This is a genomic window from Pedococcus sp. P2_F6 (assembly GCF_056403675.1).
Genome location: NZ_JBFUEZ010000001.1, coordinates 726056 through 752723, shown reverse-complemented (window position 1 = coordinate 752723; position 26668 = coordinate 726056). Strand labels below are relative to the sequence as shown.

The following is a 26668-nucleotide window of genomic DNA, read 5'->3' as shown; positions in this document are numbered from 1 at the left end:
GTCATCCGCGCACCGACAGCACCTGTCAGCGACGGCGCCCCCTCGCGAGCTGCGGACACACACAGGCATGCCTAGTCCCCGGGCGTGACCCAACCGGGCCATTGCCGTCCACCAGCCCTCGGCGCCAGCATCGACTCACGCACAATTCGCTGCGACGGAAGGGAATCCACATGAATCGTGCAACTCGCTCGATAGCGGCCAGTCTGATCCTCGCGGCCACCTGCGCAGTCCTCACTCCGGTCGCCGCATCGGCCGCGAGTGGACCGCTGGCTGGCAGGTGGACCTCGATCGACACCGACGGCAGCACCCAGACGCTGGACATCAGGGGCTCAGGGCGCACTGTCTACGCGATGACCTACGTCGACGATGCCGCCACCAACGCCTGCGGCGGCAACCCAGCCCGGCTGTCCGGCCCCGGCTACACGGACGGCAGCGATGTGGTGATGGTCGCGGCCCTCGTCTGCCTACCGGGAGGCAACGTGGTGAGGGAACGTCTGACCATCGAGTTCCACTACGACGGAGGCGCGGGCACCCTCACCGACGCCTTCGGGATCGTCTGGCATCGCGCCCCCTGATCAGGGGGTCAGACGGCCTTCAGCGGCTCTCTGCCTTGCGCAGGACCGACTCGAACTGCTTCCCCAGCGCTCGTGGCCCGGCGATGGGGATCAGGGCGGCGACGAGCTTGCCCCTGAACGAGTTGGGCAGCCGAGTGAGCGAGACGTGCAGGTCGGTGCCCCCGGCCGAGGGCACCAGCTCGTACCGCCAACCGCTGCCCGGTCCCCACAGGTTCGACTCCAGGGTGTCGATGGTGACGACGCCGGAGGAGGCGTTCCACGAGTAGCGTTCGCGCTCCCAGCCCATGCCGGTGCCCTCGGTCACCTCAGCCCAGTCCGGACCCTGTGCGTGGACCGTGAAGTGGGCCTCGTCGACGTTCGGCCAACACCGGGACCGGTCGGGGCCGAAGTCGGTGATCACGGCCATGACCGCGGTCGGCGACAAGCTGGTGTGGACGGTGAAACGGGTGGTCGCCATGCGCAGTGCTCTCCATTTCTCGTGGGAAATTGTGGGCCTCGGTGCACCATCATCCGCCATCCGAGCACGAAGCTCCGCCGCCCTACCGACCGGTTGACCCGGTGGTGGGGCGGCGGAGCCCTGCTCCGAAGCGCCTGACGTCACTTGACCTCGGCGCGGCGGACGATCAGCAGCCCGACGACCATGGGCAGGAGCAACCACAGGCCACCGGAGACTGCGAGGTGCTGCCACTGCTGGCTGGAGAGGTTGCCGTCGAAGAGGGGCATCTGCGAGTAGTTGAAGTCGGCCCACGGTTGCAGGTCGGCGAACCACTTCTGGTTCGCCGCCAGGAGACCGAGCAGCGGCGGCAGGACCAGGGTGTAGACGAAGTACGTGACGATCGCGCCAGGGGAGTTGCGGATGAGCAGGCCGAGCATGAAGCCGAAGACCATTCCGAGGACGCTGCCCAGGACGATCGTCGCGAAGTGGCCCACGGAGACGTTCCAGACCGGGTCCACGCCGGCGATGGCACTCCCGACGACCGTGCCGAGCACGCCGACGACGAGGGCGACGAACATCGACGCGACACCCACCGTGATGGCTGCGAGGAACTTGGCGCTGAGCACCCGACCGCGGTGCGGCACGAGGGTGAAGGTCGTCAGCCCGCTGCGCTGGCTCCACTCGCTCGTCACCGCGAGGATCCCGATCATGGGCAGGATCACGGTCATCGGCGCTCCGATGGCTGCCGCGAAGTTGTCGTAGGTGAGCTGGTCGTCGGGAGCGAACACGATGATGGCGGCCGTGGCGAGCACGCTGGTGATGACGATGCTGGCCATCAGCCAGAAGCCCGAGCGGGTGTCGAACATCTTGCGCAGCTCGACCCCGACGATGCGGGTCAGCGGGATCCGCGCGGCTGCTGTGCGCGTGCGGGGGGCGGGGGCGGCCGACTGGGAGGTCGGGGTCCGCAGGACGGTGGTGGTCATGCTGCTGCTCCTTCGCGCTGGGTGTCTGCGGTGAGCTCGAGGAACATCTCCTCGAGCCCGGCCCCGTCGGCGGTACGGAGCTCGGTGAGGACCAGGCGTGCGGCGAGCGCGATCTCGCCGACCTGGTCGGGTGCGGCGTCGGTGTGCACGCTGCCGTCTGGGTGGGGCGTGACGGCCAGGCCGGCATCCGCCATGGCCCGCGCCAGCGCGGCGGCGTCGCGTGCCCGGACCACGGTGCCGGCCGATGCGAGCAGGTCGGACTTGGTGCCCTGGGCCACGATCCGTCCGTTGCCGATGACCACGAGGTCGTCGGCGATGACCTCGATCTCGTGGAGGAGGTGGGAGGAGAGCAGGACGGTGCCGCCCTGGTCGGCGAACCCTCGCAGCAGGTCACGCATCCATCGGATCCCGGCCGGGTCGAGGCCGTTGGCGGGCTCGTCGAGGATGAGGACGTGCGGGTCGCCCAGGAGGGCGGTCCCGATGCCGAGGCGCTGGCGCATCCCCAGGGAGTAGTCGCGGACGCGCCGGTCGGCCTCGTTGTCGGTGAGGCTGACGAGCTCGAGCATCTCCTGGACCCGCGCCCGGGGCAGGCCCATCGTCCGCTGGGCGAGCGTGAGGATCTCGCGTCCGGTGCGGCCGGCGTGCTGTGCGGAGGCGTCCAGCAGGACTCCCACCTCGCGGCCCGGGTTGGGCAGGTCGGTGAACCGCTGTCCGTCGACGGTGGCGGTACCTGAGGTGGCCGGGGTGAGGCCGACGATGATTCGCATGGTGGTCGACTTGCCTGCGCCGTTGGGGCCGAGGAAGCCGGTGACGCGGCCCGTGGCCGCGGAGAACGAGACGTCGTTGACGGCGGTCAGTCCACGTCCGTAGGTCTTCGTGAGTGATTCGACAGTGATCATGCCGAGAATCGTGGCGCTGACAGCCACGTGGACACATCGGGGACAGACCCCATGCTCACCCTGAGGCGACCCTGATTCCTCCTCAGGGGCGGTCGATCTCGGCGAACACCGGCCGTCCGAGGGTCGGGTCCTCGAGCAGCCGGCCGAAGTCGGTGGTGTTGCGCGAGATCGAGATGAGCAGTCGTCCGTCGGCCAGCGCGATCCCGGGGTGGGCGAGCGGAGCGTACTTGAGCTGTCCCGACGGGTCCTGGAACTCCGCCCTCGTCCCTCGCTGAGCCGCCCAGGGGCCGACGGGTGAGTCCGACGACCACGCGTAGACCGTGTTGCCGAGGTCGCCGTCCCGCTTGGAGACGATGACGAAGTGGCCGTCGACGGCGTCGACCGACAAGGTCTGGGAGACCCCGCCCTCGGCCGCGAGGACCACCGCAGCGCGATCCTGTTCCGACACCCAGGCCGCGCCGTCCCAGAACTGCCACGTGGAGCGGTCACGCGCGGCAGCCACCGGTGCGCGGGCGGCATACAGCGCTCGTCCGAAGGAGTGGCGAGTGGGGAGCCGGGTGCCGTAGACGTAGAGCCAGTCACCACTCACGGTCATCGCCGAGCCCCAGTTGACCTGGTCGGGCGCGGGGCTGTCGGGGGTGATGTCCAGCTGGTGCCGCAGCTGCGGGGCCCCACCGGTGGGCACCTCGAAAACCGTTGCGCTGCTGCCGAGGTACGTGAAGTCGAAGCTTCCCGCAACGCCACGACGGATGCGTGCGGTGATGACGACGAGGAAGTCAGCGTCCGGCCTCGACAGCGACACCACCGACATCGGCCAGTGGACGACGCCATCGGCGCGGTCGGGGATCGCCGGTCCCCGCGCTGACGTCTCGACCTGGGACGTGCACAGTCCGCTCGTGACCAGCATGGAGTTGGCCACGATCCGCGGGGAGATCCCTTCGCGGCGCACCGTGTCGCCGAAGACCCACACGATCCGCTCATCCGGGAGTCGGGCGCTGGCGCCGATGTCGCCGGCCTGCCACAACGGCAGGTCGAGGCCCGCGACGATCCGGTTGAGCTGGCCGACCGTCACGGTGGGCGGCCTCCCTGTGGAGGTCGCCACCGGGCAGGTCGGGGTGAGTCGGGGGTATGCCGGGGTGCCGGCAGGCGGTGCCGGCGCACCGCTTGGTGAAGGGGCGGAGCACCCCACCAGGGCAAGGAGGACGATTGCCGCGCTGGCCGCGAAGGGGATGGCGCGCCGCATGCAGGCAATCCTAGGGAAGCGACACGCCGACCCAACATGTGGTGCCGCGCTTTGCGCCAACCACCCGCATATGGTGTCTCTTGCTGGTCCGAAGGCCGCGCAATCGGTCTTCGGGGCAAGAGGGAACCCGGTGAGATTCCGGGACTGCCCCGCAGCGGTAAGCGGAAACGACCGCCGTCATCAAGCACTGCTCGCACACGCGGGTGGGAAGCGACGGCCAGTAGGAACCGAGTCGGCGACCCACCAGATCCGGGTCGCCGGCACGACACGTCCGCGAGTCCGAAGACCTGCCAGCGACCGTGCACACCGTGCGCGGTGAGTCGTGGCCTCGAGGGCGGGTCACACGACATGCGCAGCACCGCACCCCGTCGCCCTCGGCGACGCGCGTGGCTGCGTCGTCGTCTCCTCCTCGCGTCCGCGGCACCGATTCGCTCGCGAGGAGAGAGCAGTGACCGACACCAGCACCGACGTGGTCGACAGTGACGTCGTCCACCCCCCTGAGGCCGCCGAAGCGACGACCACCCGACGCACGACGATGGCCGTGCGCAAGCGCAACGGCGACGCCGAACCCGTCGACGTGATGAAGATCGTCCGCGCCGTGGAGCGGTGGTGCGACGACCTCGCCGAGGTCGACCCCATGGCGATCGCCACCCGGACCATCAGCGGCCTCTACGACGGAGCCACCACCGCCGAGCTCGACCGACTGTCCATCCAGACGGCGGCAGAGATGACCGCGGCCGAGCCGGAGTACTCCCGGCTCGCAGCCCGGTTGTTGTCGAACTACATCGACAAGGAGGTCCGCGGGCAGCAGATCGCGTCGTTCAGCCAGGCCGTCCGCCTCGGGCACCTCGAGGGACTGATCGGTGACGAGACCGCTGCCTTCGTCGAGGCCAACGCGCGCAAGCTCGACCACGCCGTCGACGTGTCCAACGACCGGCGATTCGAGTACTTCGGGCTGCGCACCGTCTACGACCGCTACCTGCTGCGCCACCCCGACACCCGGTTGGTCATCGAGACCCCCCAGTACTTCCTGCTCCGGGTGGCCTGCGGCCTGTCGCACACACCTCAGGAAGCGATCGCCTTCTACCAGCTGATGGCCTCGCTGGCCTACCTGCCCAGCTCTCCCACCCTGTTCAACTCCGGCACGCGGCACACCCAGATGTCGTCCTGCTACCTCGTCGACTCGCCCCAGGACGAGCTGGAGTCGATCTACGACCGTTACACCCAGGTCGCCAAGCTGTCCAAGTTCGCTGGTGGCATTGGGATCTCGTGGTCGCGGGTGCGGTCCCGTGGGGCGCTGATCCGTGGCACCAACGGTCACTCCAACGGCATCGTCCCGTGGCTGCGCACCCTCGACTCGTCGGTCTCCGCGGTCAACCAGGGCGGTCGCCGCAAGGGAGCCGCGTGCGTCTACCTCGAGCCATGGCACCCCGACATCGAGGAGTTCCTCGAGCTGCGCGACAACACCGGCGAGGACGCCCGCCGAGCCCACAACCTCAACCTGGCCAACTGGGTCCCCGACGAGTTCATGCGCCGCGTCGAGGCCGACGAGCAGTGGAGCCTGATCGACCCGAACGAGGTGCCCGAACTCCCGGACCTGTGGGGTCCGGCCTTCGAGGCTGTGTATGCCGCGGCGGAGCGCGACGGACGCTTCGTGCGCCAGGTCAGCGCACGCGAGCTCTACGGCAAGATGATGCGGACCCTGGCCCAGACCGGTAACGGCTGGATGACCTTCAAGGACGCCAGCAACCGGACGTGCAACCAGACCAGCGACGACCAGGTGCCCGGCGCGCCGGTCGTCCACCTCTCCAACCTGTGCACCGAGATCATCGAGGTCTCCAGCAACGACGAGACGGCCGTGTGCAACCTGGGTTCGGTCAACCTGGCCCAGCACCTGACCGGTGGTCGCGACGCAATGGACTGGGACAAGCTGCGGGCGACCGTGCGGACGGCCGTGACCTACCTGGACCGCGTCATCGACATCAACTACTACCCGTCCGCCGAGTCCGCGGCGTCCAACCCGAGATGGCGGCCCGTGGGCCTGGGCGTCATGGGCCTGCAGGACGTGCTGTTCGCGTTGCGGCTGCCGTTCGACTCGTCCGAGGCGCAGGAGCTGTCCACCCGCATAGCGGAGGAGGTCTACCTGTCGGCACTGGAGCAGTCCGCGGAGCTGGCGGGCGAGCACGGCCCGCACCCGGCATACCAGCAGACGCGCGCGGCGCGCGGTGATCTGCAACCCGACCTCTGGGGTGTCACGCCGACTCAGACCCGGCGCTGGGAGTCGGTGCGGAACGCCATCAAGGAGAATGGACTTCGCAACTCGCTGCTCATCGCCATCGCGCCCACGGCAACCATCGCCTCGATCGCGGGCGCCTACGAGTGCATCGAGCCACAGGTGTCCAACCTGTTCAAGCGCGAGACACTCTCGGGGGAGTTCCTCCAGGTCAACACCGCCCTCGTGCGCGAGCTCAAGGCACGCGGGCTCTGGACCCCCGAGGTGCGCGAGGCGATCAAGCGCAGTGACGGCTCGGTCCAGGGCATCACGTCGATCCCTGCAGACGTACGGCTGTTGTTCCGCACCGCGTGGGAGCTGCCTCAGAAGTCCCTCATCGACATCGCGGCTGCCCGCCAGCCCTACATCGACCAGAGCCAGTCGCTCAACCTGTTCCTCGCCTCACCGACGATCGGGAAGCTGAGCTCGATGTACCTCTACGCGTGGAAGGCCGGCCTGAAGACGACCTACTACCTGCGGTCCCGCCCAGCCACCCGCATCCAGCAGGCGACCATCTCCGTCGCCGCGCCCATCCCGACCGTCCCCGACGAGGAAGCCGTCGCGTGCTCCCTCGAGAACCCCGAGAGCTGCGAGGCCTGCCAGTGAGCATCGACCAGACCACCACCGACACGACCGTCGCGACCGACCACTCGGCCACGCGGATGCTCCTCGACCCGGGGATGAACCTGACGTTGCGGCCGATGCGCTACCCGCACTTCTACGAGCGCTACCGCGACGCCATCAAGAACACCTGGACCGTCGAGGAGGTCGACCTGCACACGGACCTCAAGGACCTCCAGCGCCTCACCGACGCCGAGCGACACCTCGTGGGGCGGCTGGTGGCGTTCTTCGCCACCGGCGACACGATCGTGGCCAACAACCTGGTGCTCAACCTCTACCAGCACATCAACTCCCCCGAGGGGCGGCTCTACCTCAGCCGCCAGCTGTTCGAGGAAGCCGTGCACGTGCAGTTCTACCTGACCCTGCTCGACACCTACGTGCCCGACGAGCAGCAGCGCCAAGAGGCCTTCGCCGCGGTCGACAACATCCCGTCCATCAAGGACAAGGCCGACTTCTGCTTCCGCTGGATCGACTCGGTGTTCGACCTCGACAAGCTGGAGACCAGGGAGCACCGACGGGCCTTCCTGCTCAACGTGATCTGCTTCGCCGCCTGCATCGAGGGGCTGTTCTTCTACGGCGCCTTCGCCTACGTCTACTTCCTGCGGTCGCGCGGCCTGCTCAACGGGCTGGCGAGCGGCACCAACTGGGTGTTCCGCGACGAGTCGATGCACATGGCGTTCGCGTTCGACGTCGTCGAGACGGTGCGGCGCGAGGAGCCGGACCTCTTCGACGACGACCTCGCCGCACAGGTGCGGGCGATGATGCGCGACGCCGTCGACGCCGAGGCGCAGTTCGCCGAGGACCTGCTCGGTGGAGGCGTGGCCGGCCTGTCCGTCACCGACATGCGCACCTACCTCGAGTCGGTCGCCGACCGGCGGCTCGAACAGCTCGGGCTCGACCCGGAGTACGGCTCGAAGAACCCGCTGGCGTTCATGGAGCTGCAGGACGTCCAGGAGCTGTCGAACTTCTTCGAGCGTCGCGTCTCGGCCTACCAGGTCGGGGTGTCCGGCTCGGTCGCCTTCAACGAGGAGTTCTAGGAGGGGGCCGCCAGGGCTGGCTCACCACCAGCCCTGGCGGCGGGCCCAGCGCAGCAGCCACAGGCTGATCGAGGCCATCACCACGAGGACGATGATCAGCTGCGTCCAGTGGGTCTGGTTGTTGACGATGACGTTCATGCCGTAGACCGACGCGATGGCGGTGACGGGCAAGGTGATCGCCGCGATGACCGCGAGGCGTTCCATCGCGACGGTCATCTTGGTCGTGACCCGGGTCTGGTAGAGCTCGATCACGCCGAACAGGAACTGGCTCTCACCGTCAGCGAGGCTGCGGACCCGGTCGAACTGCTCGGACAGGTCGCGGGCGTGCCGCCGTGACTCGTCGCTGGCGAACCGCTCGAGCGAGGCCAGCCGCCCGTAGACCTCGTGGGCCTGCCCAGCCTGGGTTCGGGAGATGAGCAGCTCGTGGCGCAGCAGGAACAGCTCCTCGAGCAGCTCCTCGGGCTGGTGGAAGTCCGAACCCATCACCCGCATCTCCAGGGCCGGGAGCCGGCCTGCGACAGACTTGACCGCCGCGCTCTGCCGACGGGCCACCGCAGACCCGATTGCATAGGACAGCTCGCTCGGGGTCCTGGGGCGGAACCGTCCGGCTTCGATGCGTTCCCGGACGGTCCTGGTCTCCTCGGTGGCGTCGAACAGGGAGACCGCGGGATTGCGCGGACCGTGCACGGTCACGAGGTAGCGGGTGCCGACCAGCTGGTCGAGCTCGAGCATGTGGACGTGCCCGCCCTCGCCGGCCAGGGGCGTGTGCACGATGACGAAGGTGTGCTCCTCGTAGCCGTGCACGGAGGGGACGAAGTTCCGCTCACGACAGGCCTTCACGACCATGGGGTGCGCATGGAACCGCTCGCGCAGCACCGCCTCCGCGGCGTCGTCGAACTCGGGGACGTCCACCCAGACGAACCCGTCGTCGCGCTGCAGCAGGGCGTCGACCTGGGCGACGTCGTGCTCCTCGAGCCCGGCCTCCGACACCCAGCAGGTGCCGATCATGGTGGTGTGTCTCGACCCGTGGCTGGCGAGCGTCCGGCCTCAGCCGGTGAAGCTCGTCTCCAGGGTGATCGGGATCTTGAGGGCCTGGCTCACCGGGCAGTTGGCCTTGGCGTCCTGGGCCGCCTCCTCGAACTGCTCGGCGGTGATGCCGGGGACGTTCCCGACGACCGACAGAGCGCTCCCGGTGATGCCGGTGCCCGGCTGGAACGTCACGGTGGCCGTGGTGTCCAGCGACGTCGGGGGGTTGCCCCCCTTGGCGAGCACATTGGACAGGGCCATCGAGAAGCACGTCGAGTGCGCGGCGGCGATGAGCTCCTCGGGGCTCGTCTTGCCGTTCGCCTCCTCGGCGCGGGAGGGCCATGACACGGCATACGTCCCGATCCCGGAGGACTGGAGCTCGACCTGGCCCGAGCCCTCCATGAGTGAGCCTTCCCAGTGGGCGGACGCGGTGCGGGTGGTGGCCATGGGCACTCCTTGCTGAGCGGACGTGGGACGACTACCTGCCCAATCTAGGCGCTCGACCCACAACCGCAACGGGCAGGGACGAAGGACCCTGTGGCGTCGACCGTCCGGGAGCCACTCTGGAGTACCAAGCGGTAGACCCCTGACATCCATCGAAAGAGGCAAACATGCTGGTCCGGGAGCTGGTGACCCGAGACGTGGTCTCGGTGCTGGACGGCTCGGCGCTCGACGCGGCTGTGCGCGTCCTGGCCGAGCACCACGTCTCCGCCCTGCCCGTCGTGGACGCCGAAGGCCGGGTCGTCGGCATCCTCAGCGAGGCCGACATCCTGCGGCTCCACGTCGCGACCGACCCGCGGGCGCACCTCCGGCCCGTCGATGACGGCCGGCCCGAGCCGTGGCCATCCGCCGTCCACGAGGTGATGAGCGCCGACCCCCTGGTTGCCCACGAGGCGAGCGACGTGTCGGAGGTTGCGCGGATCCTGGCAGACACCGGGTGGAAGAGCCTTCCGGTGGTGGGTGAGCACGGCGAGCTCACGGGCATGGTCAGCCGCAGCGATGTCATCCGGGCCCTGGCCACGCGTGACGCCGACATCTGGTTGCGGGTCGTCCGCGACGTGGCGGAGCTGGACCGGCCTGCCTGGGAGGTGTCGGTGGCTCGTGGGGTGGTGACTGTCACCGGGGTGCTGAGCCGGAGCGACGCGCGACTCGCAGCGTCCGTCGTGGCGACAGGTCCGGGGGTCCGGGACGTGGTCGTGGAGGTCGAGACGGGCCCAGGGGATCGACGGGCCGACGAACACCGGTCGGGGTAACGCCTGCCACCCTACGATGGGGCGTGTGGCAGACCAGGAGACGCAACCGGCGCAGGGGCCTGGCACCATCGCGCGGCTCTCCGGGCTCGACCTCGACGACCTGATCGCCGAGCTGAGGTCCCGGGCCGGCAGCGCGCGGACGGCGCAGCAGCGGCTCGAGGCCCTGCTCGATGCCGTGGTGGCGGTGACCTCGGACCTGGAGCTTGCAGCGGTCCTGCGGCGGATCGTGGAGTCTGCCTGCCAGCTGGTCGACGCCACCTATGGCGCCATGGGGGTGCTCGGCCCCAACGGGGAAGAGCTCATCGAGTTCGTCACCCACGGCATCTCGGACGAGGACAGGGCGGCCATCGGTCCACTTCCGCACGGCCGGGGCCTGCTCGGGATGATCATCACGAGCCCCCACCCCCAGCGGGTCGACCGCATCAGCGACCACCCGGACTCCTACGGCTTCCCCGCCAACCATCCCGAGATGACGAGCTTCCTCGGGGCGCCGGTGCGGATCCGCAAGGAGGTCTTCGGCAACCTGTACCTCACCGACAAGCGCAACGCGGAGCGCTTCAGCGAGGACGACGAGACGATCCTCACCGCCCTCGCCGCAGCAGCCGGGGTGGCGATCGACAACGCACGGCTCTACCACCGCAGCGTCACGCAGCAACACTGGGGCGAGGCCACCCGCGACCTCGTGTCAGCCCTGCTGGCAGGCGGGTCGGAGGCCGATGTCCTCGCGGACGCCGTCGATCGCGTCCTCGTCCTCACTGGTGCCGAGGGCGCGCTGATCGCCCAGCCCACCGGTCGCGACCTGGTTGTCGTGGCGTCGGCGGGACCCAAGGCGGCCGGGGTCGGCACGATCCTGGATGACGCGGAGACCCGCGCCACCCTGACCGCGGCGCCCAGCGAACCCGACCCGGCGGCGGACCACGTCGTCGTGCCCCTCTCGACGGGCGGACCGCAGGCCTTGGGGGTGATGGTCGTCCACGGGCTGCCTGTCGAGCTCGGTGGCATCTCGGCACCCCTCCTCGACTTCGCCCAGCGACTGGCAGTGGGCCTCACCGCAGCCAGTGCGCAACGCGAGAAGTCGCGCATCGACCTCCTCGAGGACCGCGACCGGATCGCCCGGGACATGCACGACCACGTCATCCAACGGCTGTTCGCCACAGGCATGTCGTTGCAGTCCGCGAGTCGCCTGACCAGCGAACCGACTGCCCGCGAACGCATCGAGACGGCAGTGGACGAGGTCGACGCCGTCATCAAGGACATCAGGCACACGATCTTTGCGCTCAACCGCGCCCCTGACGCCCGCAGTCTTGCGGCCGAGGTCACCACCATCTGCGAGGGCGCGGCCGTGAGCCTGGGCTTCGCGCCGTCCTTCACCATGCGTGGGAGCGTCGCCGACGTTCCTGAGCACATCGCGGCCGACCTGTTGGCGGTTGTGAGGGAGGGGCTCAGCAACGTCGCGCGGCACGCCCGGGCCAGCCAGGCCGAGGTCGTCATCGAGGTGTCCGACACAGTGCTGGTGCGGGTCCGGGATGACGGCGTCGGGCTGCCGTCGGACGCCAACCGGTCCGGGCTCGACAACCTCGCGCGCCGGGCGCACGGCCGCGGGGGCCGCTTCGAGCTCGCTCCGGTCGCCACCGGCGGCACGGTGCTCGACTGGGAGGTCCCACTCCTGTCGGAGGGCTGAACCGACGCAGGGACCTTCGCCCCTGTCTTCACCGGTGCGCCGGGCGCATTCTCGGTGCATGACGTCTCACCTCGACAGCCCACCCAGGACCGGTCGCGCCCTTCCGTCCACCGGACTCGTCGGTGCCCCGGTCATCGTCGGGTTCGACGAGAGCGCCGCGTCCGTGGCGGCGGTTCAATGGGCTGCGACGGAAGCCGCACGGCTCGGGTCGGAGCTCATCGTCCTCAGCGCCTCCGATCCACCGGTCCAGACGCCAGTGGGCGCCGGTGTGATCCGCCCGGTGCCCGACCTGTGGAGCCTCAGTCGGGCGGCGGCCGCACGGGGCGTGGACCTTGCCCGGTCGTGCAACCCCGACGGTGCCATCGGGGCCGTGGGGGTCGTCGGCGGTCCTGCCGGCGAGCTGGTCGCACGGTCCAGCGAGGCCGGGCTCGTGGTGGTCGGGCGAAACCGGCGAAGCGCCCTCCAGGCAGCCGTCCTCGGGTCCGTCTCCTTCGCCGTGGCCCTGCACGCCCGGTGCCCCGTGGTCGTGGTGGGCGAGGGCGCGGAGAGACACCCGGGCACATCGTGGCCGGTTGTCGTCGGTATCGACGGGTCCCGTCCGGCACTGGCCGCGGTGGCCCTCGCCGTCGAGTTCGCCCGCAGGTGGCAGGCACCGCTGCACGTCGTGAGCGCTTGGCGCGCGCCATCGGTCACGGCGTGGCCCGACGGACCGGACGACGTGTCCTTCTCGTCATCGGCGCAGCCGTGGGTGTCGGTGGCGCACGCAGCCGTCGACGAGGCCATCGCGCAGGTACGCTCCGTCGACCCCGACCTGACGGTCACGGGGTCCGTCATCGAGGGGCGCGCCGACGACGTCCTCGTCGAGCAGTCCCGTCGTGCGGGCCTGGTGGTCATCGGGAGTCGCGGGAAGGGCGGTTTCGCGGGCCTCATGGTGGGCTCGGTGAGCCACGGCGTGATGCGTCGCTCGGCCAGCCCCGTGGTGGTCGTGCGTCGGGGTTCCCTGTGATCCGGCCCGATGGCCTGAGCGCCGCTACCGTGTGGACGTGGCGTCCCCCTCCGTCGACTGCGCGCCTCGGTAGGCTCGTGGACGAGAGGGAGTGATCAGTGGTGGGCATCACCGTGTTCTTGCTCGACGACCACGAAGTCGTGCGACGTGGCCTGCGCGAGCTGATCGAGGTGGAGGACGACCTGGAGATCGTGGGTGAGTCGGGGTCGGCGCACGAGGCCAGCCGCCGCATCCCCGCCCTCCGACCCGATGTCATGGTCCTTGACGGGCGGCTCCCAGACGGCTCGGGGATCGACGTGTGCCGCGACGTCAGGTCCGTCGACCCGAGCATCCGCGCGATCATCCTCACGTCCTACGACGACGAGCAGGCGCTGACCGCCGCAGTGGCGGCCGGAGCGGCCGGCTACGTGCTCAAGGACGTCCGCGGTGCCGACCTGGTCACGTCCATCCGGCGGGTCGCCGCGGGGGAGTCCCTCCTGGCCCCCGACGTCGTTGAGCGGCTCCGTCAGGCCTGGGGACACGAGCAGCCGGCCGATCCGCGGCTGGCGGCCCTCACCCCGCAGGAACGCCGCATCCTCGACTGCATCGCGCAGGGCCTGACCAACCGGCAGATCGGTGACTCGCTGTCACTGGCCGAGAAGACGGTGAAGAACTACGTCACCTCGGTGCTCGCCAAGCTCGGGATGGAGCGCCGCACTCAGGCTGCGGTCTACATCGCCGGGCAGGGAGTCAGACCAGCTCGCGACCAGTGATGCTCTGGGTGCGCACCCTCACCCAGGTGCTGGGTCCCTCGTGGGACGGCACCCACGGCATGCGGGCCACCGAGTCCAGTCGTCGCACGTCCGCTTCGTCTTCGACGAGCATGGCCGTTCCCTGGACCAGGACGCTCCAACCCTTGTGCGTGGCCGCATCGAACCAGTCGACCTCGAAGGCCACGACGTCCCGGTCGATGGCGACCTGGAGCTTGGAGTCACCCGCGGTGCGGAAGCAGACGTCCACCCCGTCCAGGGTGTGCACGACTGGCAGGATGGCCAGCTCTCCGTCGAGGTGGAAGGCGAGGCGACCGACGGGCACCTGCGCCAGTCGTGAGCGGCACTGCTCGAGGTCGAGGACCTCGAGGCCCGTGTGGTCAGTGGGCCTGACGACGTCGGACATCACGGTGCGTCTGGTGGGGGTGGACGACATGGCTCCTCCTCGGCTCGGGCCGGCCGGCCGCTGGCCTCTGCCTTCAGGGTTGTCCGGCGAAGTGGCCGGCGACAGGGACCTTGGACCCTGACCACGGCATACCCGGGCGCGTCACTGTGGACCCATGGACACGCACCGCGACGACACGCACCGCACCTCGCTCCACACGTACGAGCAGCACGAGCAGCCCGGGGAGAGCCCGGCGGAGGTGCTCACGGTGGCCCAGTGCTGGGCCAGGCTCCGGCAGGGGGTGGTCGGGCGCGCGGCGGTCATCCACGACCGACGTCCCGACATCTTCCCGGTCAACTACGCCGTCGACCACGGGTCGCTGGTGTTCCGCACCGGGTCCGGCACTCTCTTCACCTCATCCGACGGCGCCTTCGTCGCCTTCGAGGTGGACGGCTACGACACGAGTGACGCGACGGCGTGGAGCGTCGTCGTGCGTGGAGTCGCCCATGAGGTCTACGACCTCGACGACGCGCTGGACGCGCTCCGCCTGCCGCTGTATCCGTGGCACGACGCCCCCAAGCCGCGCATCATGCGGATCCACCCGGACTCGGTGTCCGGGCGTCGGTTCGCCGTGCGGGGTGGGCACGTCTCCGCCGACCCTCCGCACACGAAGCAAGACGAGTGACCCGCGGCCCACTCGAACCGGCCCCGAGATGACGGGACCTTAGGCCCTGATCCGACGCACTCAGCCACGCGAAAGTTGTTCTGTCAGAACCAATACCACGGTGCAACGCACCACAGGAGGAATCGCCACCATGCGACGACGCACACTCGACGCCCTGCTCACCACCGGCGGCCTCATCGTCGCCGCAGTCCTCCTGGTTGTCGGGGGACTGATGACGTGGGCGAGCAGCTTCGTGGACAACGAGGTCCACTCCCAGCTCTCGGCCCAGCACATCACCTTCCCCGCCCAGGGCAGCGAGCAGCTCAACGACCCGCTGGTCAAGCCCTACCTCGAGCAGTACGCCGGCCAGCAGCTCACCACGGGTGCGCAGGCAAAGGCCTATGCGGACCACTTCATCAAGGTCCACCTCAACGAGTCGACCGGTGGCAAGACCTACTCCGAGCTGAGCGCCGCGGCCCGCGCCAACCCTGACGACCCGAAGGCCAAGGCCATGGTCGACCTGGCCTTCAAGGGCGAGACCCTGCGCGGCCTGCTGCTCAACGCCTACGCCTTCGGCACCATGGGCAAGATCGCGATGTATGCCGCGTGGGCCGCCTTCCTCGGCGCGGCGGCGATGATCGCCCTGGCACTCCTCGGCTTCATGCACCTGCGCCGGGTACCGGTCGAGGAAGAGGTCGGTGTCGGCTCGCGCCGCACCGCGCCGAAGCCCGCGATCGCCTAGCCCGACCGGTCAAGGACCAGAGCCCCCGTTCCCCCGGAACGGGGGCTCTGTCGTGCCCGGCCGTCTGACCCGGCTACACCGAGTCAGAACGCGGTGTAGCCGCCGTCGGCCACGAGTACGGACCCGGTGACGAACGAGGACGCGTCGCTGGCCAGGAAGATCACCGCCGGGGCGAGCTCATCGACGGTGCCATAGCGCTGCATGGGGGCGTCGTCGATCCAGTGCTGACGGAACTGCGGGTCGTCGACGGGGGACATGTCCGTCTTGATGTAGCCGGGGGCCAGGGCGTTCACGCGCACCCCGTGTGGAGCCCACTCGGCGGCCAGGCTGCGCGTGAGGTGGTGCACGGCCGCCTTGGAGGCGTTGTAGGCCGGCTGCCACTGCGGCCGGTTGACGATGAACCCCGACATCGAGCCGATGTTGACGATCGACCCGGAGCGCTGCGAGACGAACTGTCGGCCAAAGATCTGCGAGCACGTCCACACCGCGTCGAGGTTGACGGCCATGACCGCACGCCAGTCCTCCGGCGTCACGTCGAGGGCCGGCGCGTGGACGCAGGCGCCGGCGTTGTTGACCAAGACGTCGACCCGGCCGTGGAGGGACAGGGTCGAGTCCAGGACGCGCTGCACGTCCTCGGCCACAGTCACGTCGGCCGCCACGAAGTCTGCCCGGATGTCGTTGCCTCGCAACGAGTCCAGCACATCTTCAGCCGCGGCGGTGTCTCGTCCGACCAGCATGACGGAGGCACCTGCGTCGCCGAGGGCCTGGGCGAACCCGGCGCCCAGGCCTCGGGTCGCGCCGGTGACGACGGCGACCCGATCAGCCAGGGAGAAGCGGTCGAGTGCATTCATCCGACCAATCTAGATCTCGGGTAACACACGCGACACCGGTGGCCGCGCGGCATACCCGCGCAGCGATCACCGCTGCCGGGGCCTGGCTCACCGGCCTGTCCTGCTAGGGCGCGAGGAACTGCACGCGGGTGTTGTCGGAGAACCGCACGACGAGGGTCGCGCTGCCCTGGTGGTACGGACATGGGGTGACTCGCTCGGTACAGGGCACGAGGAACATCCGGTCGCCGTTCTGCACCAGCAGCCGCAGACCGCGGTACCGGTACCGGAAGGTCTGCCCCTCCTCCGTCTGCAGGGCAGCCTCGGAGACGTCGGCATTGCGCAGGTAGAGCCGTTCGCGGGTGTCGAGGACGACCCTCGGCAGCTCGTTGAGCCGGCCGGCCTGCTCCTGGCCCAGCCCCGTGCCCGACCACTGCGCGAGCGTCGCGTTCGTCCAGAAGACAGCGGCGGCGACTGTGAGCCACAGCGCGACACGCAGGCGGACCGTGCCGTGCCGCTGCCCCATGGCGTATGCCGTGATGCCGGCTCCCAGCGCGAGGAGGACGGGGGCGACGAGCGGGTAGTAGGTCCACCGTCCGGAGACGGGGTACGAGAACAGCACCACCAGCCCGACGCCGAGGATGGTCGTGCCCACGATGAGAGTGGCCCGGGCGTGTCCGGTCAGTCGGGGCCCGAGCCAACGGTTGACGGCGACGCCACCCGCCACGAGGAGGAACAGGACGAGCACCGGCACCAGCAGCGGCTGCGGGCTACGCATGACGAAGGCCTGCGTCGACAGGCCGATGGTGTCGACGTCCAGGCCGAAGTAGAGGTACTGCGCCCGCGTCGAGACGTATCCGAAGTAGAAGAGCAACGCACTGAGCGCGGTCGCGGGAGCCACGATGTTGCCCGCGAAGCTGTAGACCCGGTCCCACGACAGCCTGGAGGTGCTGGCGGAGGTGTCAGGACTGGCGACGGTGCTGGGGCTCCTGGGAGTGTCGTCGTCCTGCGCCCCCGGTCGGCTGGGCTCGGTTGCCATCCGTCAGGTCGTCTCGGGTTCTGGGGATGGTGGCACGGTGAGCTGGACGGAGATCTGCGGCTGGTCGCCGAGCGCTGCCACGAACTGCCGGCACGTGGGGGAGTCGTTGCGCGGACAGTAGACGAGACCCTTGAAGCCCACGGACGGACTGGTGTCCTGGGGGATCGTCCCGACCAGCCGGACGAGCAGGTCGCAGCGTTGGGCGGTCGACCGGAAGATGTAGCCGACGCAGTTGGGTTGCGAGGAACCACATCCTCCCCGTACGACCTTGAAGACGTTCGGGGTGAACAGGGGACTCGTGATCTCCACCGCGGTACCGCGCGGGATCTCTCCGTTGTTGTTGGCGATCCAGGACACCTCGGCGCACTGCAGCGTGGGGTCGTCCTCACGCAGCGCGGATCCGCCGCCGACCGGCAGGCGTGCGACGGAGATCGCCGGGTTGCTGTTGCTGCTCGACGAAGCCGGGGTGGTGGGGTCCGTGTCCTCTGGGGTGGGTGCCGGCTCGGGACCGGGCTCGGAGGTCGACTGGTCCGACGTCGAGCTGTCGGTCGCCAACCCGCCACCGCCGGACCCGGCACAGGCGACCAGGATCGACGCCAGCAGCAGGGCGAGCAGTGCCTGCAGTGGTCGACGCCCGCTGAGGTCGATGCGGCTTCGCCCGTGGACCAACAGCGGTGCCCGGCTCATATGTTCCCGCCCAGTCCGAGCGCGTGGCTGACCAGTTCCGCTGCCTCGGTTCCGTTGCTCGCATCGATGGTTCGTGCGGACAGGTCCCTGACGATCGCGGAGATCCGGATGCCGCGGTTGGCGACCCAGATCCGTTTGTTCTCAGGGGTGTCGGCGTCGGCGAGGTTGCCGTCGAGGTCGACGAACTGGCCTTCGGTGTTGCGCTGCTGCTCGCTGGCGTGATGGAGGCCGATGAGCTCCCAGCTGTCACTGAGCAGGGGAGCCCCGGATGAGCCGGGTTCGGTGTCGGCGTCGTAGAGCAGGTACTTGGGGTTCTCCACCCCTTGGCCGTCGACGAGGGGACCGCTGAAGGTGTTGTTGCGCAGGGTGACTTCGCGGTGCCGCCCCTGGGGGTGCTGGATGACGTTGACCGGCTGGCCCTTCACGATCTTGCCCACCCCGCCGTGCATGGCGATGTAGCCGAACGTCTCGCCCGGGGGCTTGTCCGCGACCGGGGCCACGGCGACCAGGGTGAAGTCCAGGTCGTCGGCGGGGCTGGTGACGAAGCACCGCTCGGGCTGGAGGGCCACCTTCGTGGGCTGGCTCGCGCCGTCCTCGTCCTCGACGTAGCGGAACCAGGCAATGGTGTCCGCCGCGGTCTCGGCCGAGTCGAGGACGTGGTGGTTGGTCATCAAGACCCATGGCGAGACGAGGAAACCGGTGCCCATCTCCATGGCGGTGGTGAGCTTCGCGACGGCTTCGGCACGCTTCGCGCCCGCGCCCAGCCACCACCCCGGCAGGAAGTCGGCGTTCTTGAAGATCCGCTCGAGGGTCTCGTCGACGACGGTCGGCGATGCGTTGCCGGCCACCGGTGCGCCCTGCCGCCTGGCATACGCGACCTTGCGGGCCAACGGCTCGGTCCGCCACGCATCCCGTTTCGCCGACCGCACTGCCTCGATCTGCTCGACCGTGGCCGGCCCGGGCGTGAACGTGGGTTCAGGCAGGGCAGCCGTAGGGTCTGCCCCTTGCGCTGGGTCGGGCAGGGCACTCATGATCGCCATCGCGGCACGCCTCCGTGGTCGTCCTTGCTGCTGGTCGGAGGGGCTTCCCTGCAGATGCCTCAGTATGGGCGCGATGTCGCCCGCTGGGCATCAGCAAGATGACGTAGGGGCGATCGGGCAACGCGCCGCACGAGTCGGACCGCGCGGAGGTCGTCAGCCCGCAGGGACGGCGCGCAGGCGGGTTCGTGGCGGCAGGTCGCGGTCCGGCGGCACCTCGATGTCAGCCCAGCGGGCGCGTTCGCCCGTGGGTGGTTGGTAGGCCGCGTGCCCCAGCCAGGTGCCCGGCGGCTCGCCACCGGCTGGTGTGACCAGTTCTGCGTGGGAGGGGGGGCCGCACCGGGAGCCCGTAGCGGTTGGTCACCGCCAGGCCGTCGGGTCGGGTGGGGTCGCCGCTGATCGTGACGTCGCCACGGTCGATGGCGTCGTGGTGGAACGGGCAGAGACTGACCTGGTTATCGACGTCGGTCGCGCCGCCCGATGCCCACTCCTCGAGGTGGTGGATCTCGACGAACCGGGTGGCCGTGCAGCCCGGGAAGCGGCAGCCGCGGTCGCGGTCCTCGATGAGCCGACGCGACCGACTCGGCAGGATCCGCATGGCGCGGCCCACGCTGACCGGCCGGCCATCGGTCTCCCAGACCGGCTGGACCATGCCGTCGGAGAGGAAGCGGCTCAGGAGTCGCTGCGGGATCGCTCCGCCGCCGTTGATCCAGGCGCCATCGGTCGACAGGTGCAGATAGACCCGGTAGTGACTGGACCGGCTGGTCGACGTCACGGTCGACAGCGCCCGGTGGGCGATCTCTTCGAGGGCATCGGCGTACGTGGGACGGTCCGCCCTGGAATCGTGCACCAGCGGGACGACGGACGCCCCCTCGCCACCACTGGAGCCCTGCCCGCTCTTCGTGTCTTCGGGCGGTGCCGCGCCAGTCTGGGCGATGAACAGCGCGTCCTTGGCTTCCTTGAGTGCCTGCTCGACCAGGGCTCCGATGGGAGCCGGTGCGCTGTAGCGCAGCTGGAACCGGCCGTCGCGGTCGAAGTGCATGGACAGCTCAGGACGCGCGCAGGCTCGACGTTCCGCGTGGCCCTGTGCGACGGAGGCGTCTGTCGGCGAGCTCGGCTCGTTGGGCTCCGCCGGGTCACTGTCGCCAGGAGGAACGGTGAACGCGTGTCGCGAGACTGCTCGCCGCAGCTGCGGCACCGTCATGTGCACCGCCAGCTCACCGACCGACCGCTGGTGCGACGCGGGCACGTGGTGGGCGACGACAGCGGCCTGGTCCAGCGACAGGGCACCTGTCGCGACCGACCTGGCCATCGTCGGGAGCTCAGCTCGCCGCCGCGCCACCGCGACCACGTCTCGCGCGTGCGCCGGCGACAGCCCTGCCCGCACGACCAAGTAGTGCTCGGGGGAGCGGAACCCGCCGTCGCCCCAGTGGTCGCCCTCGATGAGCTCGGCCGCGACGTCGACCAGCTCCGCGTGGGCGCGGTTCAACCGGCCGGCCACGGTCGCGGTGCGCGCCCAGAGGTCGCGCTGGACCTCGTCACGCTGCTCGGCAATCGGGCTGATCGACATGTCGCAATCGTACAGGTGTTCGAGCTCCTTCGCAAGCGCCGTAACTGGGAAATTGGTTGCAGCGCAATGGAATTCATCGCAATGGGACTGTCGGTGCCACGTGCTAGGTGAGGTTGGTGCCGTGGTTCGGGAGTCTGCCGACGGAGGCGGTGATGACGTCAATGCCGTCGGCTCCTAGCGCGTCTCAGCCGGCGAGCAGCTCCTCGAACGGCACCGGATCGGCGAACTCGTCGACCCGAGCGGCCCTTGACGCCGACCCAGGCGCCGCGCCGCCGGTGACGAGGTCGGCGAGCTCGCCCGCGGCGACGGTGATGCGGCTCGACAAGCCGGCATCCACGGTGCCGCCCGTGCCCCAGTCCTCAGAGGCCGCGAAGACGCCTGTCGGCACCGTGACCGCCTTGAGGTAGGAGAACATCGGTCGCATGGCGTGCTCGAGCACCAGGGAGTGGCGGGCCGTGCCGGCGGTCGCCGCCATGAGCACCGGGGTGCCGCGCAGGGCCGAGTCGTCCAGGACATCCACGAACGTCTTGAACAGTCCGCTGTAGGACGCCTGGAACACCGGCGTCACGGCGATCACCGCATCAGCGTCGCGGACGGCGTCCAGGGCCAGGCGTAGGCCGCCGGTGGCGAAGCCGGTCAGCAGGGTGTTGGCGAGGTCGTGGGCGTGCTCGCGCAGGTCGACGAAGGTCACCTCCGCCTCGTCGCCGCGTTCGAGCAAGGCGTCCTGGGTGGCGGTGGCCAGCCGCTCGGCGAGCAGTCTCGTGGTGCTGGGCTGGCCCAGCCCGGCCTGCACGACGACGATCTGCCGGGCACTCGTCTGCTGGGAGCTCATCGGGTGACCTCCAGGTCCTGCGTGGCGGGAGTGGTGGCGGAAGTGGTGGCGTGCGTGGCGGGGCGCTCGGTGGCGTGCCTGGTCGCCGCGGCCAGTCGGCTGGCGTGAGTGGGGGCGTCCGGAACGTGGGCCGGCTTGCGCGCAGCCGCGATCTTCCGCAGCTCGGGCACGACCTGGGTGCCCAGGATCTCCACCTGCTCCATCACCGTCCGGTGCGGCAGCCCTGCGTGGTCGAGCAGGAACAGCTGGCGCTGGTAGTCGCCGACGGAGTCGGCCATCGCGGCATACCGCTCGATCACCTGGTCGGGCGAACCCACGGTGAGGGGCGTCTCCCGGCTGAAGTCCTCCAGGGACGGTCCGTGACCGTAGACGGGTGCGTTGTCGAAGTAGGGGCGGAACTCGCGCACCGCGTCCTGGCTGTTGGCTCGCATGAACACCTGCCCGCCGAGCCCGACGATGGCCTGGTCCGCGGAGCCGTGGCCGTAGTGCTCGAACCTGCGACGGTAGAGCGCCACCATCTGCCGGGTGTGGCTCATCGGCCAGAAGATGTTGTTGTGGAAGAAGCCGTCGCCGTAGTAGGCCGCCTGCTCCGCGATCTCAGTGCTGCGGATCGAGCCGTGCCACACGAACGGGGGTATGCCGTCGAGCGGGCGTGGCGTGGCGGTGAAGGACTGCAGGGGCGTGCGGTGCTTGCCCTCCCACGTCACGACGTCCTCGGTCCAGAGGCGGCGCAGCAACGCGTAGTTCTCGATGGCCAGCGGGATGCCGTCGCGGATGTCCTTGCCGAACCACGGGTAGACGGGGCCGGTGTTGCCGCGGCCCATCATCAGGTCCACGCGGCCGTCGGCGAGGTGCTGGAGGGTCGCGTAGTCCTCCGCGATCTTCACCGGGTCGTTCGTCGTGATGAGAGTCGTCGAGGTGGACAGCAGGAGCTTGTCGGTCTGCGCCGCGATGAAGCCGAGCGTGGTGGTGGGGGAGCTGGGCACGAACGGAGGGTTGTGGTGCTCACCGGTGGCAAAGACGTCCAGCCCGACCTGCTCGACCTGGCGTGCGAGCTCCACGGTGTTCTTGATCCGCTGGTGCTCGCTGATGGTCGTGCCGGTGGTCGGATCCATGGTCACGTCACCGACGGTGAAGATTCCGAACTGCATCGGGCTCGCGCTCCTCGTGAGGTAGGTGGATAAGTAGTTGCGAATTCAACTACATGAACCGCGAGCCGCCGGGTTTCATTCCGGGCGCAGGCGCCTGGGTCACTCCGGCGTGGCATCCAGACGCGCGCACGCGCCGGCCTGCTGCCAGAGCCTGAGCAACCGGGCGCTGCTCGCAGCGTCGGGCTCGCGCGGTATGCCGTCCGCGCCGATCAGCATGGGGGTCCAGACGGCCTTGCGCACCGCACTCGACCTGCCGCGCTCGGTGCCGCGGGCGGCATCGACGTCGATCGACAGCGTCAGCACCCCTGAGCGGGCGTCCGGCTCGCGGCTGCGCCACCAGACGAAGTTCCCGAACCCGTAGTCGACGTACGCGCGCCCCAGCCAGCCCGCCCCGTTGACGCGGTGCGAGTGTCCGCCCACGACGATGTCGGCCCCGGCGCCCTCGAGCGCCTCGGCGGTCTGGACGGACAGCCGGTCGGGGCACGCCTGGTAGTCCAGACCCCAGTGCAGGAAGACGACGACGAGGTCGTACTTCGCGGCCGCGGCCGACACAGCCGACCGGAGCCGGTCCACCGGACTCGCACTGGCGATCCCGCCCTTGCCCGGACCCGCCGAGTAGCGCGCGAGCGTCATCTCGAAGACCTCGGAGGCACCGAACACCGCGACTCGGAGCCCCTTGGCCCGCAGGATCGCGGGGGCGAAGGCCTCCTCCTGGTCCTTGCCGATGCCGACGATCGGGACGGGACTCGACTTCTTGGCCGCCAGGGTGTCCACGAGTCCCACGGGCCCGTAGTCCACTCCGTGGTTGTTGGCCATGCTCACGGCATCGATCCCGGCGCTCTTGATCGTGTCGAGCGCCGACGCCGGAGCGCGGAAGTGGAACTCCTTGCCGATCTTGGTGCCGCGCTCGGTGATCGCCGTCTCGAGGTTGACCATGGCCAGGTCCGCTGCACCGAGCGAGGTCTGCAGCTCGTCCAGTCCGTGGGGGTCGCGGGCGAGCGGGGCCAGGTAGTCCTCGAAGTGGACGTCCCCGGCGAACGCCATCGTCAGGGTGCCCGCGTCCGAGGTGGGGAGCGTGGTCGTCGTGGGCGGGGCCGGTGTCGTCACTGGAGTCCCACCGGCCGTCGTCGAGGTACTCGCGGGCGGCCGGGTGCTCGCAGGACGAGGGGGTGGTGCACCGTCGCAGGCGGTCGCGGCCAGCGCCACGGCCAGGGCCGCGACGGGGGCGGCCACACCTGGGGAGAGAGGGCGCATGATCGGTGAGTCTAGGTCGGCCTAGGATCGCCATCGTGGAGGCGGCGACGGGGCACGCACGGTTCGGCGACCTGTACGCCACCCGCCCCGTCGAGGTGCGTCACGACCTGGCGTCCCTGGAGTCGGGGTTCTGGGCCGTCGTCGCCGAGTTCGAGGGCGACGTCACCGCCGTCCGCTTCGCCGACGTCACCCGGTATGCCGCGCCCCCGACACCCGCGAGCTGGTCGCCTCTCGAAGGGGAGTGGGAGAGCAGCCTGGACCGGGCGGCATACCTCGACGGGGTCGCGGAGATCCGGGAGCGGATCGCTGCGGGCACGGTCTACCAGGTGAACCTCTGCCGGGTGCTGTCCCACGAGCTCCCCGAGGGCGCTGACCTCGACGGCCTGGCGCGGCTGCTGGAACGGGGCAACCCGGCACCCCACGCGGGACGGATCACGGTGCCGTCCGTCGGCCTGGACGTCGTCTGCGCGAGCCCCGAGGCGTTCCTCCTGCGCGGCGGGGACCGGCTCGAGTCCCGTCCGATCAAGGGAACAGCGACGACTCTCGAGGCGATGCTGCCCAAGGACTATGCCGAGAACGTCATGATCGTCGACCTCGTCCGCAACGACCTGTCGCACGTCTGTCGGGAGGGGACGGTGCGCGTCGACCACCTCTGCCGCCCCGAGGAGCACCCTGGCATGGTCCACCTCGTGTCCGCTGTGTCGGGAGAGCTGCGCCCGGGGGTGGGGTGGCCCGAGGTGATGGCGGCGACGTTCCCCCCGGGTTCGGTGTCTGGGGCGCCCAAACACACTGCGTTGCAGGCCATCTCGGATCTGGAGACGGTGGCTCGGGGGCCCTACTGCGGTGCCATCGGCTGGATCGATGCCGACCGGGGCACGGCGGAACTCGCTGTGGGTATCCGCTCGTTCTGGGCAGAGCGGGACGAGGACGGTCGGCGCTGGCTGCGGTTCGGCACCGGCGCGGGCATCACCTGGGGATCGGACCCCGTCGGCGAGTGGGAGGAGACACGGGTGAAAGCCGCGCGACTCATCGGGTTGGCATCTGGGAGGGTGGAGGCGTGAGCGAGTCATGAGCGACGTCAGGGTGTGGGTCAACGGTCGACTGACCGGAGTGGACGAGCCGTCCATCTCCGCCCTCGACCACGGCGTGACGGTCGGCGACGGGGCCTTCGAGACGGCCAAGGTCGACCATGGCCAGGTGTTCGCCGCGACCCGGCACGCACGTCGGCTGGACCGGACGCTGGCCGGCCTGGGCCTGCCTGCCGCCGACCACGACTACATCGCCCAGGGGGCCAAGGCGGTGCTCGAGGCCGGCGACGAGATCGAGTTCGGCCGGTTGCGCTACTCCGTCACCGGGGGAGCCGGGCCGCTCGGTTCGGACCGTGACGACAGCCCCCTCACCTACATCGTGACGGCGGGTCCGCAGCCGCGGCCGCCCGCCAGCGCCTCGGTCGCGGTGGTGCCCTGGACCCGCAACGAGCGCTCCGCCGTGGCCGGGCTCAAGACCACGTCGTATGCCGAGAACGTCGTCGCGCTCGCGTACGCCAAGGAGCGGGGCGGGATCGAGGCCGTCTTCGGCAACACGCGGGGCGAGCTGTGCGAGTGCACGGGCTCGAACATCTTCGTCGTGGTGGACGGGACGATCCTCACCCCACCGCTCGACTCGGGCTGCCTCGCGGGAATCACGCGGGAGGTCACCATCGAGTGGTGCCGCGAGGACGGCCTGGACGTGCGGGAGCAGACCCTGCCCCTGGATGTCCTGCGCGAAGCCGACGAGGTGTTCATCACCAGCAGCACCAAGGACGTGCTGGCGGTTCACGGCGTCGACGACCGTGCGCTCCAACCCGGTCCGGTCACGGCCAGGGCCGCCGCCGTGTTCGCGCGCCTGTGCGCCGAGCGGATGGACCCGTGAACGAGGGCAGCGACCCACCGTCAGCGGGGGAGTCAGGGGCACAGGACGTGGCCGCTCGGGAGGCCGTCGCCGAGGAGCTCGTCGCCGAGGAGGAGTCCGACTGGGAGTGGCGGCGCAAGATCCGGTCCAACCAGCACACGCACCGGATCTACAAGTGGGTCATCGGCATCATCGGCATGCTGATCGTGGTGGGGGGTGTGGTCCTGCTCCCGTTGCCAGGTCCGGGTTGGGTGATCATCTTCGTCGGGCTGGCCGTCTGGGCGTCGGAGTTCGACTGGGCACAGCGCCTGCTGAAGTTCGCCAGGGCCAAGGTGCGGGCGTGGGCGGACTGGCTCGAGCCCAAGCCCCTGTGGGTCAAGGCGCTCGTCGCCCTCGGGACTGCAGCGCTGGTCGGCCTGGTCTTCTACGCCATGTTCCTGGTGTCCGGGGTCCCCAGCCTCCTGCCCGACTTCGCGGAGGACTGGATCAAGGGGCTCCCGGGGCTGTGACCCGGCGGGCGGCCACCCGGCGGGCTGTCGCCGGCCCGAGAAGCGGCCGGTGACTCCCGGGACACCCCCGGATTTCACCTGATCCGCCCGATCCGGCTATTCTTCGGCAGGCCCGACCGTCACCGTGTGTGACGAGGGCACCTGGACGTGTAGCTCAGTTGGTTAGAGCGTTCGCTTCACACGCGAGAGGCCATGGGTTCGAGTCCCTTCACGTCCACCAGCACGAAGTCATGGCAGCACCCCCGCGGTTCTGGACCGGACGGGGGTGCTGCTTCGACGCTAGGGGAACGCAGGACCCGC

General features: G+C 69.7%; 27 protein-coding genes, 1 tRNA gene and 1 riboswitch. Of the genes, 13 read left to right on the top strand and 15 right to left on the bottom strand.

Features of this window, described 5'->3' with window-relative positions; translation table 11 throughout:
• Positions 1 to 170: 170 nt before the first annotated feature.
• Positions 171 to 575: a hypothetical protein gene (locus tag AC1DWP_RS03585; protein WP_477613068.1), complete on the top strand. Its 405-nt coding sequence runs from the start codon at positions 171 to 173 to the stop codon at positions 573 to 575.
• A gap of 19 nt (positions 576 to 594) precedes the next feature.
• Here AC1DWP_RS03585 and AC1DWP_RS03580 read toward each other — a convergent pair whose 3' ends face one another.
• The 4 genes from AC1DWP_RS03580 to AC1DWP_RS03565 form a co-directional block, all read right to left on the bottom strand.
• Positions 595 to 1032, bottom strand: coding sequence for an SRPBCC family protein (locus AC1DWP_RS03580; RefSeq protein WP_477613067.1), 438 nt, complete (start codon positions 1030 to 1032; stop codon positions 595 to 597).
• 140 nt (positions 1033 to 1172) lie between these two features.
• Positions 1173 to 1994 (bottom strand): ABC transporter permease, encoded by an 822-nt coding sequence (locus AC1DWP_RS03575; protein WP_477613066.1) that lies wholly within the window; start codon positions 1992 to 1994, stop codon positions 1173 to 1175.
• Positions 1991 to 2893, bottom strand: coding sequence for an ATP-binding cassette domain-containing protein (locus AC1DWP_RS03570; protein WP_477613065.1), 903 nt, complete (start codon positions 2891 to 2893; stop codon positions 1991 to 1993). The genes AC1DWP_RS03575 and AC1DWP_RS03570 overlap by 4 nt, the downstream gene beginning before the upstream one ends.
• Before the next feature lie 82 nt (positions 2894 to 2975).
• On the bottom strand, positions 2976 to 4136 hold the full coding sequence (locus tag AC1DWP_RS03565; RefSeq protein WP_477613064.1) for a DUF4185 domain-containing protein: 1161 nt from the start codon (positions 4134 to 4136) through the stop codon (positions 2976 to 2978).
• Positions 4137 to 4203: 67 nt separating this feature from the next.
• Positions 4204 to 4445, top strand: a riboswitch (cobalamin riboswitch).
• Between the two features lie 139 nt (positions 4446 to 4584).
• Between AC1DWP_RS03565 and AC1DWP_RS03560 the strand changes: the two genes are divergently transcribed.
• Complete coding sequence (locus AC1DWP_RS03560) at positions 4585 to 7014, top strand: ribonucleoside-diphosphate reductase subunit alpha (RefSeq protein ID WP_477613063.1); 2430 nt, start codon at positions 4585 to 4587, stop codon at positions 7012 to 7014.
• Positions 7011 to 8066, top strand: a complete 1056-nt coding sequence (locus AC1DWP_RS03555) for a ribonucleotide-diphosphate reductase subunit beta (protein ID WP_477613062.1) — start codon at positions 7011 to 7013, stop codon at positions 8064 to 8066. The genes AC1DWP_RS03560 and AC1DWP_RS03555 overlap by 4 nt, the downstream gene beginning before the upstream one ends.
• A 21-nt stretch (positions 8067 to 8087) precedes the next feature.
• Here the strand turns inward: AC1DWP_RS03555 and AC1DWP_RS03550 are convergent, their stop codons facing one another.
• On the bottom strand, positions 8088 to 9074 hold the full coding sequence (locus AC1DWP_RS03550; RefSeq protein ID WP_477613061.1) for a magnesium transporter CorA family protein: 987 nt from the start codon (positions 9072 to 9074) through the stop codon (positions 8088 to 8090).
• A gap of 39 nt (positions 9075 to 9113) precedes the next feature.
• Positions 9114 to 9539, bottom strand: coding sequence for an OsmC family protein (locus AC1DWP_RS03545; RefSeq protein ID WP_477613060.1), 426 nt, complete (start codon positions 9537 to 9539; stop codon positions 9114 to 9116).
• Positions 9540 to 9703: 164 nt separating this feature from the next.
• Here AC1DWP_RS03545 and AC1DWP_RS03540 point away from each other — a divergent pair, with 164 nt between their 5' ends.
• From AC1DWP_RS03540 to AC1DWP_RS03525, 4 genes are all read left to right on the top strand, one after another.
• Positions 9704 to 10345: a CBS domain-containing protein gene (locus tag AC1DWP_RS03540; RefSeq protein WP_477613059.1), complete on the top strand. Its 642-nt coding sequence runs from the start codon at positions 9704 to 9706 to the stop codon at positions 10343 to 10345.
• A gap of 25 nt (positions 10346 to 10370) precedes the next feature.
• Entirely contained in the window at positions 10371 to 12026 is a 1656-nt protein-coding gene (locus AC1DWP_RS03535; RefSeq protein WP_477613058.1) for a GAF domain-containing sensor histidine kinase, read from the top strand.
• 58 nt (positions 12027 to 12084) lie between these two features.
• The gene (locus tag AC1DWP_RS03530) at positions 12085 to 13032 is read left to right on the top strand and encodes a universal stress protein (RefSeq protein WP_477613057.1); all 948 of its coding nucleotides are present in this window, start codon (positions 12085 to 12087) and stop codon (positions 13030 to 13032) included.
• Positions 13033 to 13130: 98 nt separating this feature from the next.
• On the top strand, positions 13131 to 13784 hold the full coding sequence (locus AC1DWP_RS03525; protein WP_477613056.1) for a response regulator: 654 nt from the start codon (positions 13131 to 13133) through the stop codon (positions 13782 to 13784).
• On the opposite strand, the gene AC1DWP_RS03520 is transcribed toward AC1DWP_RS03525, so the two are convergent.
• On the bottom strand, positions 13762 to 14217 hold the full coding sequence (locus AC1DWP_RS03520) for a pyridoxamine 5'-phosphate oxidase family protein (protein ID WP_477613055.1): 456 nt from the start codon (positions 14215 to 14217) through the stop codon (positions 13762 to 13764). The two genes, AC1DWP_RS03525 and AC1DWP_RS03520, sit on opposite strands and share 23 nt — an antisense overlap.
• A 124-nt stretch (positions 14218 to 14341) precedes the next feature.
• On the opposite strand from AC1DWP_RS03520, the gene AC1DWP_RS03515 reads away from it, so the two are divergent.
• Positions 14342 to 14851, top strand: a complete 510-nt coding sequence (locus AC1DWP_RS03515) for a pyridoxamine 5'-phosphate oxidase family protein (protein ID WP_477613054.1) — start codon at positions 14342 to 14344, stop codon at positions 14849 to 14851.
• A 130-nt stretch (positions 14852 to 14981) separates the two neighbouring features.
• Positions 14982 to 15572 (top strand): hypothetical protein, encoded by a 591-nt coding sequence (locus AC1DWP_RS03510; RefSeq protein WP_477613053.1) that lies wholly within the window; start codon positions 14982 to 14984, stop codon positions 15570 to 15572.
• Positions 15573 to 15655: 83 nt separating this feature from the next.
• On the opposite strand, the gene AC1DWP_RS03505 is transcribed toward AC1DWP_RS03510, so the two are convergent.
• The 8 genes from AC1DWP_RS03505 to AC1DWP_RS03470 form a co-directional block, all read right to left on the bottom strand.
• Positions 15656 to 16423, bottom strand: a complete 768-nt coding sequence (locus AC1DWP_RS03505; RefSeq protein ID WP_477613052.1) for an SDR family NAD(P)-dependent oxidoreductase — start codon at positions 16421 to 16423, stop codon at positions 15656 to 15658.
• Positions 16424 to 16526: 103 nt separating this feature from the next.
• A complete protein-coding gene (locus tag AC1DWP_RS03500; RefSeq protein ID WP_477613051.1) occupies positions 16527 to 17438 on the bottom strand; it encodes a hypothetical protein in 912 nt (303 codons plus the stop codon).
• Positions 17439 to 17441: 3 nt separating this feature from the next.
• Complete coding sequence (locus AC1DWP_RS03495; RefSeq protein ID WP_477613050.1) at positions 17442 to 18125, bottom strand: hypothetical protein; 684 nt, start codon at positions 18123 to 18125, stop codon at positions 17442 to 17444.
• Positions 18122 to 19165 (bottom strand): trypsin-like serine peptidase, encoded by a 1044-nt coding sequence (locus tag AC1DWP_RS03490; RefSeq protein ID WP_477613049.1) that lies wholly within the window; start codon positions 19163 to 19165, stop codon positions 18122 to 18124. The genes AC1DWP_RS03495 and AC1DWP_RS03490 overlap by 4 nt, the downstream gene beginning before the upstream one ends.
• 220 nt (positions 19166 to 19385) lie before the next feature.
• Positions 19386 to 20732, bottom strand: a complete 1347-nt coding sequence (locus AC1DWP_RS03485; RefSeq protein WP_477613048.1) for an HNH endonuclease signature motif containing protein — start codon at positions 20730 to 20732, stop codon at positions 19386 to 19388.
• Between the two features lie 184 nt (positions 20733 to 20916).
• Entirely contained in the window at positions 20917 to 21564 is a 648-nt protein-coding gene (locus tag AC1DWP_RS03480) for an FMN reductase (protein ID WP_477613047.1), read from the bottom strand.
• Entirely contained in the window at positions 21561 to 22715 is a 1155-nt protein-coding gene (locus tag AC1DWP_RS03475) for an LLM class flavin-dependent oxidoreductase (RefSeq protein ID WP_477613046.1), read from the bottom strand. The genes AC1DWP_RS03480 and AC1DWP_RS03475 overlap by 4 nt, the downstream gene beginning before the upstream one ends.
• Positions 22716 to 22814: 99 nt before the next feature.
• Positions 22815 to 23969 carry a CapA family protein gene (locus AC1DWP_RS03470; RefSeq protein WP_477613045.1) on the bottom strand — a complete coding sequence of 385 codons (1155 nt, stop codon included), beginning with the start codon at positions 23967 to 23969 and terminating at the stop codon, positions 22815 to 22817.
• A 35-nt stretch (positions 23970 to 24004) separates the two neighbouring features.
• On the opposite strand from AC1DWP_RS03470, the gene AC1DWP_RS03465 reads away from it, so the two are divergent.
• The 4 genes from AC1DWP_RS03465 (at position 24005) to AC1DWP_RS03450 (ending at position 26588) form a co-directional block, all read left to right on the top strand.
• Positions 24005 to 25030: a chorismate-binding protein gene (locus AC1DWP_RS03465; RefSeq protein ID WP_477613044.1), complete on the top strand. Its 1026-nt coding sequence runs from the start codon at positions 24005 to 24007 to the stop codon at positions 25028 to 25030.
• Positions 25031 to 25037: 7 nt separating this feature from the next.
• Positions 25038 to 25880 (top strand): aminotransferase class IV, encoded by an 843-nt coding sequence (locus AC1DWP_RS03460; RefSeq protein WP_477613043.1) that lies wholly within the window; start codon positions 25038 to 25040, stop codon positions 25878 to 25880.
• Positions 25877 to 26368: a TIGR02611 family protein gene (locus AC1DWP_RS03455; protein WP_477613042.1), complete on the top strand. Its 492-nt coding sequence runs from the start codon at positions 25877 to 25879 to the stop codon at positions 26366 to 26368. The genes AC1DWP_RS03460 and AC1DWP_RS03455 overlap by 4 nt, the downstream gene beginning before the upstream one ends.
• Before the next feature lie 143 nt (positions 26369 to 26511).
• Positions 26512 to 26588 (top strand) — tRNA-Val (locus tag AC1DWP_RS03450).
• Positions 26589 to 26668 lie beyond the last annotated feature (80 nt).

Excerpts from the sequence above, each read along its gene's own strand:
- AC1DWP_RS03585 (WP_477613068.1), top strand. The coding sequence starts at position 171 with ATGAATCGTGCAACTCGCTCGATAGCGGCCAGTCTGATCCTCGCGGCC.
- AC1DWP_RS03580 (WP_477613067.1), bottom strand. The coding sequence starts at position 1,032 with ATGGCGACCACCCGTTTCACCGTCCACACCAGCTTGTCGCCGACCGCG.
- AC1DWP_RS03575 (WP_477613066.1), bottom strand. The coding sequence starts at position 1,994 with ATGACCACCACCGTCCTGCGGACCCCGACCTCCCAGTCGGCCGCCCCC.
- AC1DWP_RS03570 (WP_477613065.1), bottom strand. The coding sequence starts at position 2,893 with ATGATCACTGTCGAATCACTCACGAAGACCTACGGACGTGGACTGACC.
- AC1DWP_RS03565 (WP_477613064.1), bottom strand. The coding sequence starts at position 4,136 with ATGCGGCGCGCCATCCCCTTCGCGGCCAGCGCGGCAATCGTCCTCCTT.
- AC1DWP_RS03550 (WP_477613061.1), bottom strand. The coding sequence starts at position 9,074 with ATGATCGGCACCTGCTGGGTGTCGGAGGCCGGGCTCGAGGAGCACGAC.
- AC1DWP_RS03545 (WP_477613060.1), bottom strand. The coding sequence starts at position 9,539 with ATGGCCACCACCCGCACCGCGTCCGCCCACTGGGAAGGCTCACTCATG.
- AC1DWP_RS03540 (WP_477613059.1), top strand. The coding sequence starts at position 9,704 with ATGCTGGTCCGGGAGCTGGTGACCCGAGACGTGGTCTCGGTGCTGGAC.
- AC1DWP_RS03530 (WP_477613057.1), top strand. The coding sequence starts at position 12,085 with ATGACGTCTCACCTCGACAGCCCACCCAGGACCGGTCGCGCCCTTCCG.
- AC1DWP_RS03520 (WP_477613055.1), bottom strand. The coding sequence starts at position 14,217 with ATGTCGTCCACCCCCACCAGACGCACCGTGATGTCCGACGTCGTCAGG.
- AC1DWP_RS03515 (WP_477613054.1), top strand. The coding sequence starts at position 14,342 with ATGGACACGCACCGCGACGACACGCACCGCACCTCGCTCCACACGTAC.
- AC1DWP_RS03510 (WP_477613053.1), top strand. The coding sequence starts at position 14,982 with ATGCGACGACGCACACTCGACGCCCTGCTCACCACCGGCGGCCTCATC.
- AC1DWP_RS03505 (WP_477613052.1), bottom strand. The coding sequence starts at position 16,423 with ATGAATGCACTCGACCGCTTCTCCCTGGCTGATCGGGTCGCCGTCGTC.
- AC1DWP_RS03500 (WP_477613051.1), bottom strand. The coding sequence starts at position 17,438 with ATGGCAACCGAGCCCAGCCGACCGGGGGCGCAGGACGACGACACTCCC.
- AC1DWP_RS03495 (WP_477613050.1), bottom strand. The coding sequence starts at position 18,125 with ATGAGCCGGGCACCGCTGTTGGTCCACGGGCGAAGCCGCATCGACCTC.
- AC1DWP_RS03490 (WP_477613049.1), bottom strand. The coding sequence starts at position 19,165 with ATGGCGATCATGAGTGCCCTGCCCGACCCAGCGCAAGGGGCAGACCCT.
- AC1DWP_RS03485 (WP_477613048.1), bottom strand. The coding sequence starts at position 20,732 with ATGTCGATCAGCCCGATTGCCGAGCAGCGTGACGAGGTCCAGCGCGAC.
- AC1DWP_RS03480 (WP_477613047.1), bottom strand. The coding sequence starts at position 21,564 with ATGAGCTCCCAGCAGACGAGTGCCCGGCAGATCGTCGTCGTGCAGGCC.
- AC1DWP_RS03475 (WP_477613046.1), bottom strand. The coding sequence starts at position 22,715 with ATGCAGTTCGGAATCTTCACCGTCGGTGACGTGACCATGGATCCGACC.
- AC1DWP_RS03470 (WP_477613045.1), bottom strand. The coding sequence starts at position 23,969 with ATGCGCCCTCTCTCCCCAGGTGTGGCCGCCCCCGTCGCGGCCCTGGCC.
- AC1DWP_RS03460 (WP_477613043.1), top strand. The coding sequence starts at position 25,038 with ATGAGCGACGTCAGGGTGTGGGTCAACGGTCGACTGACCGGAGTGGAC.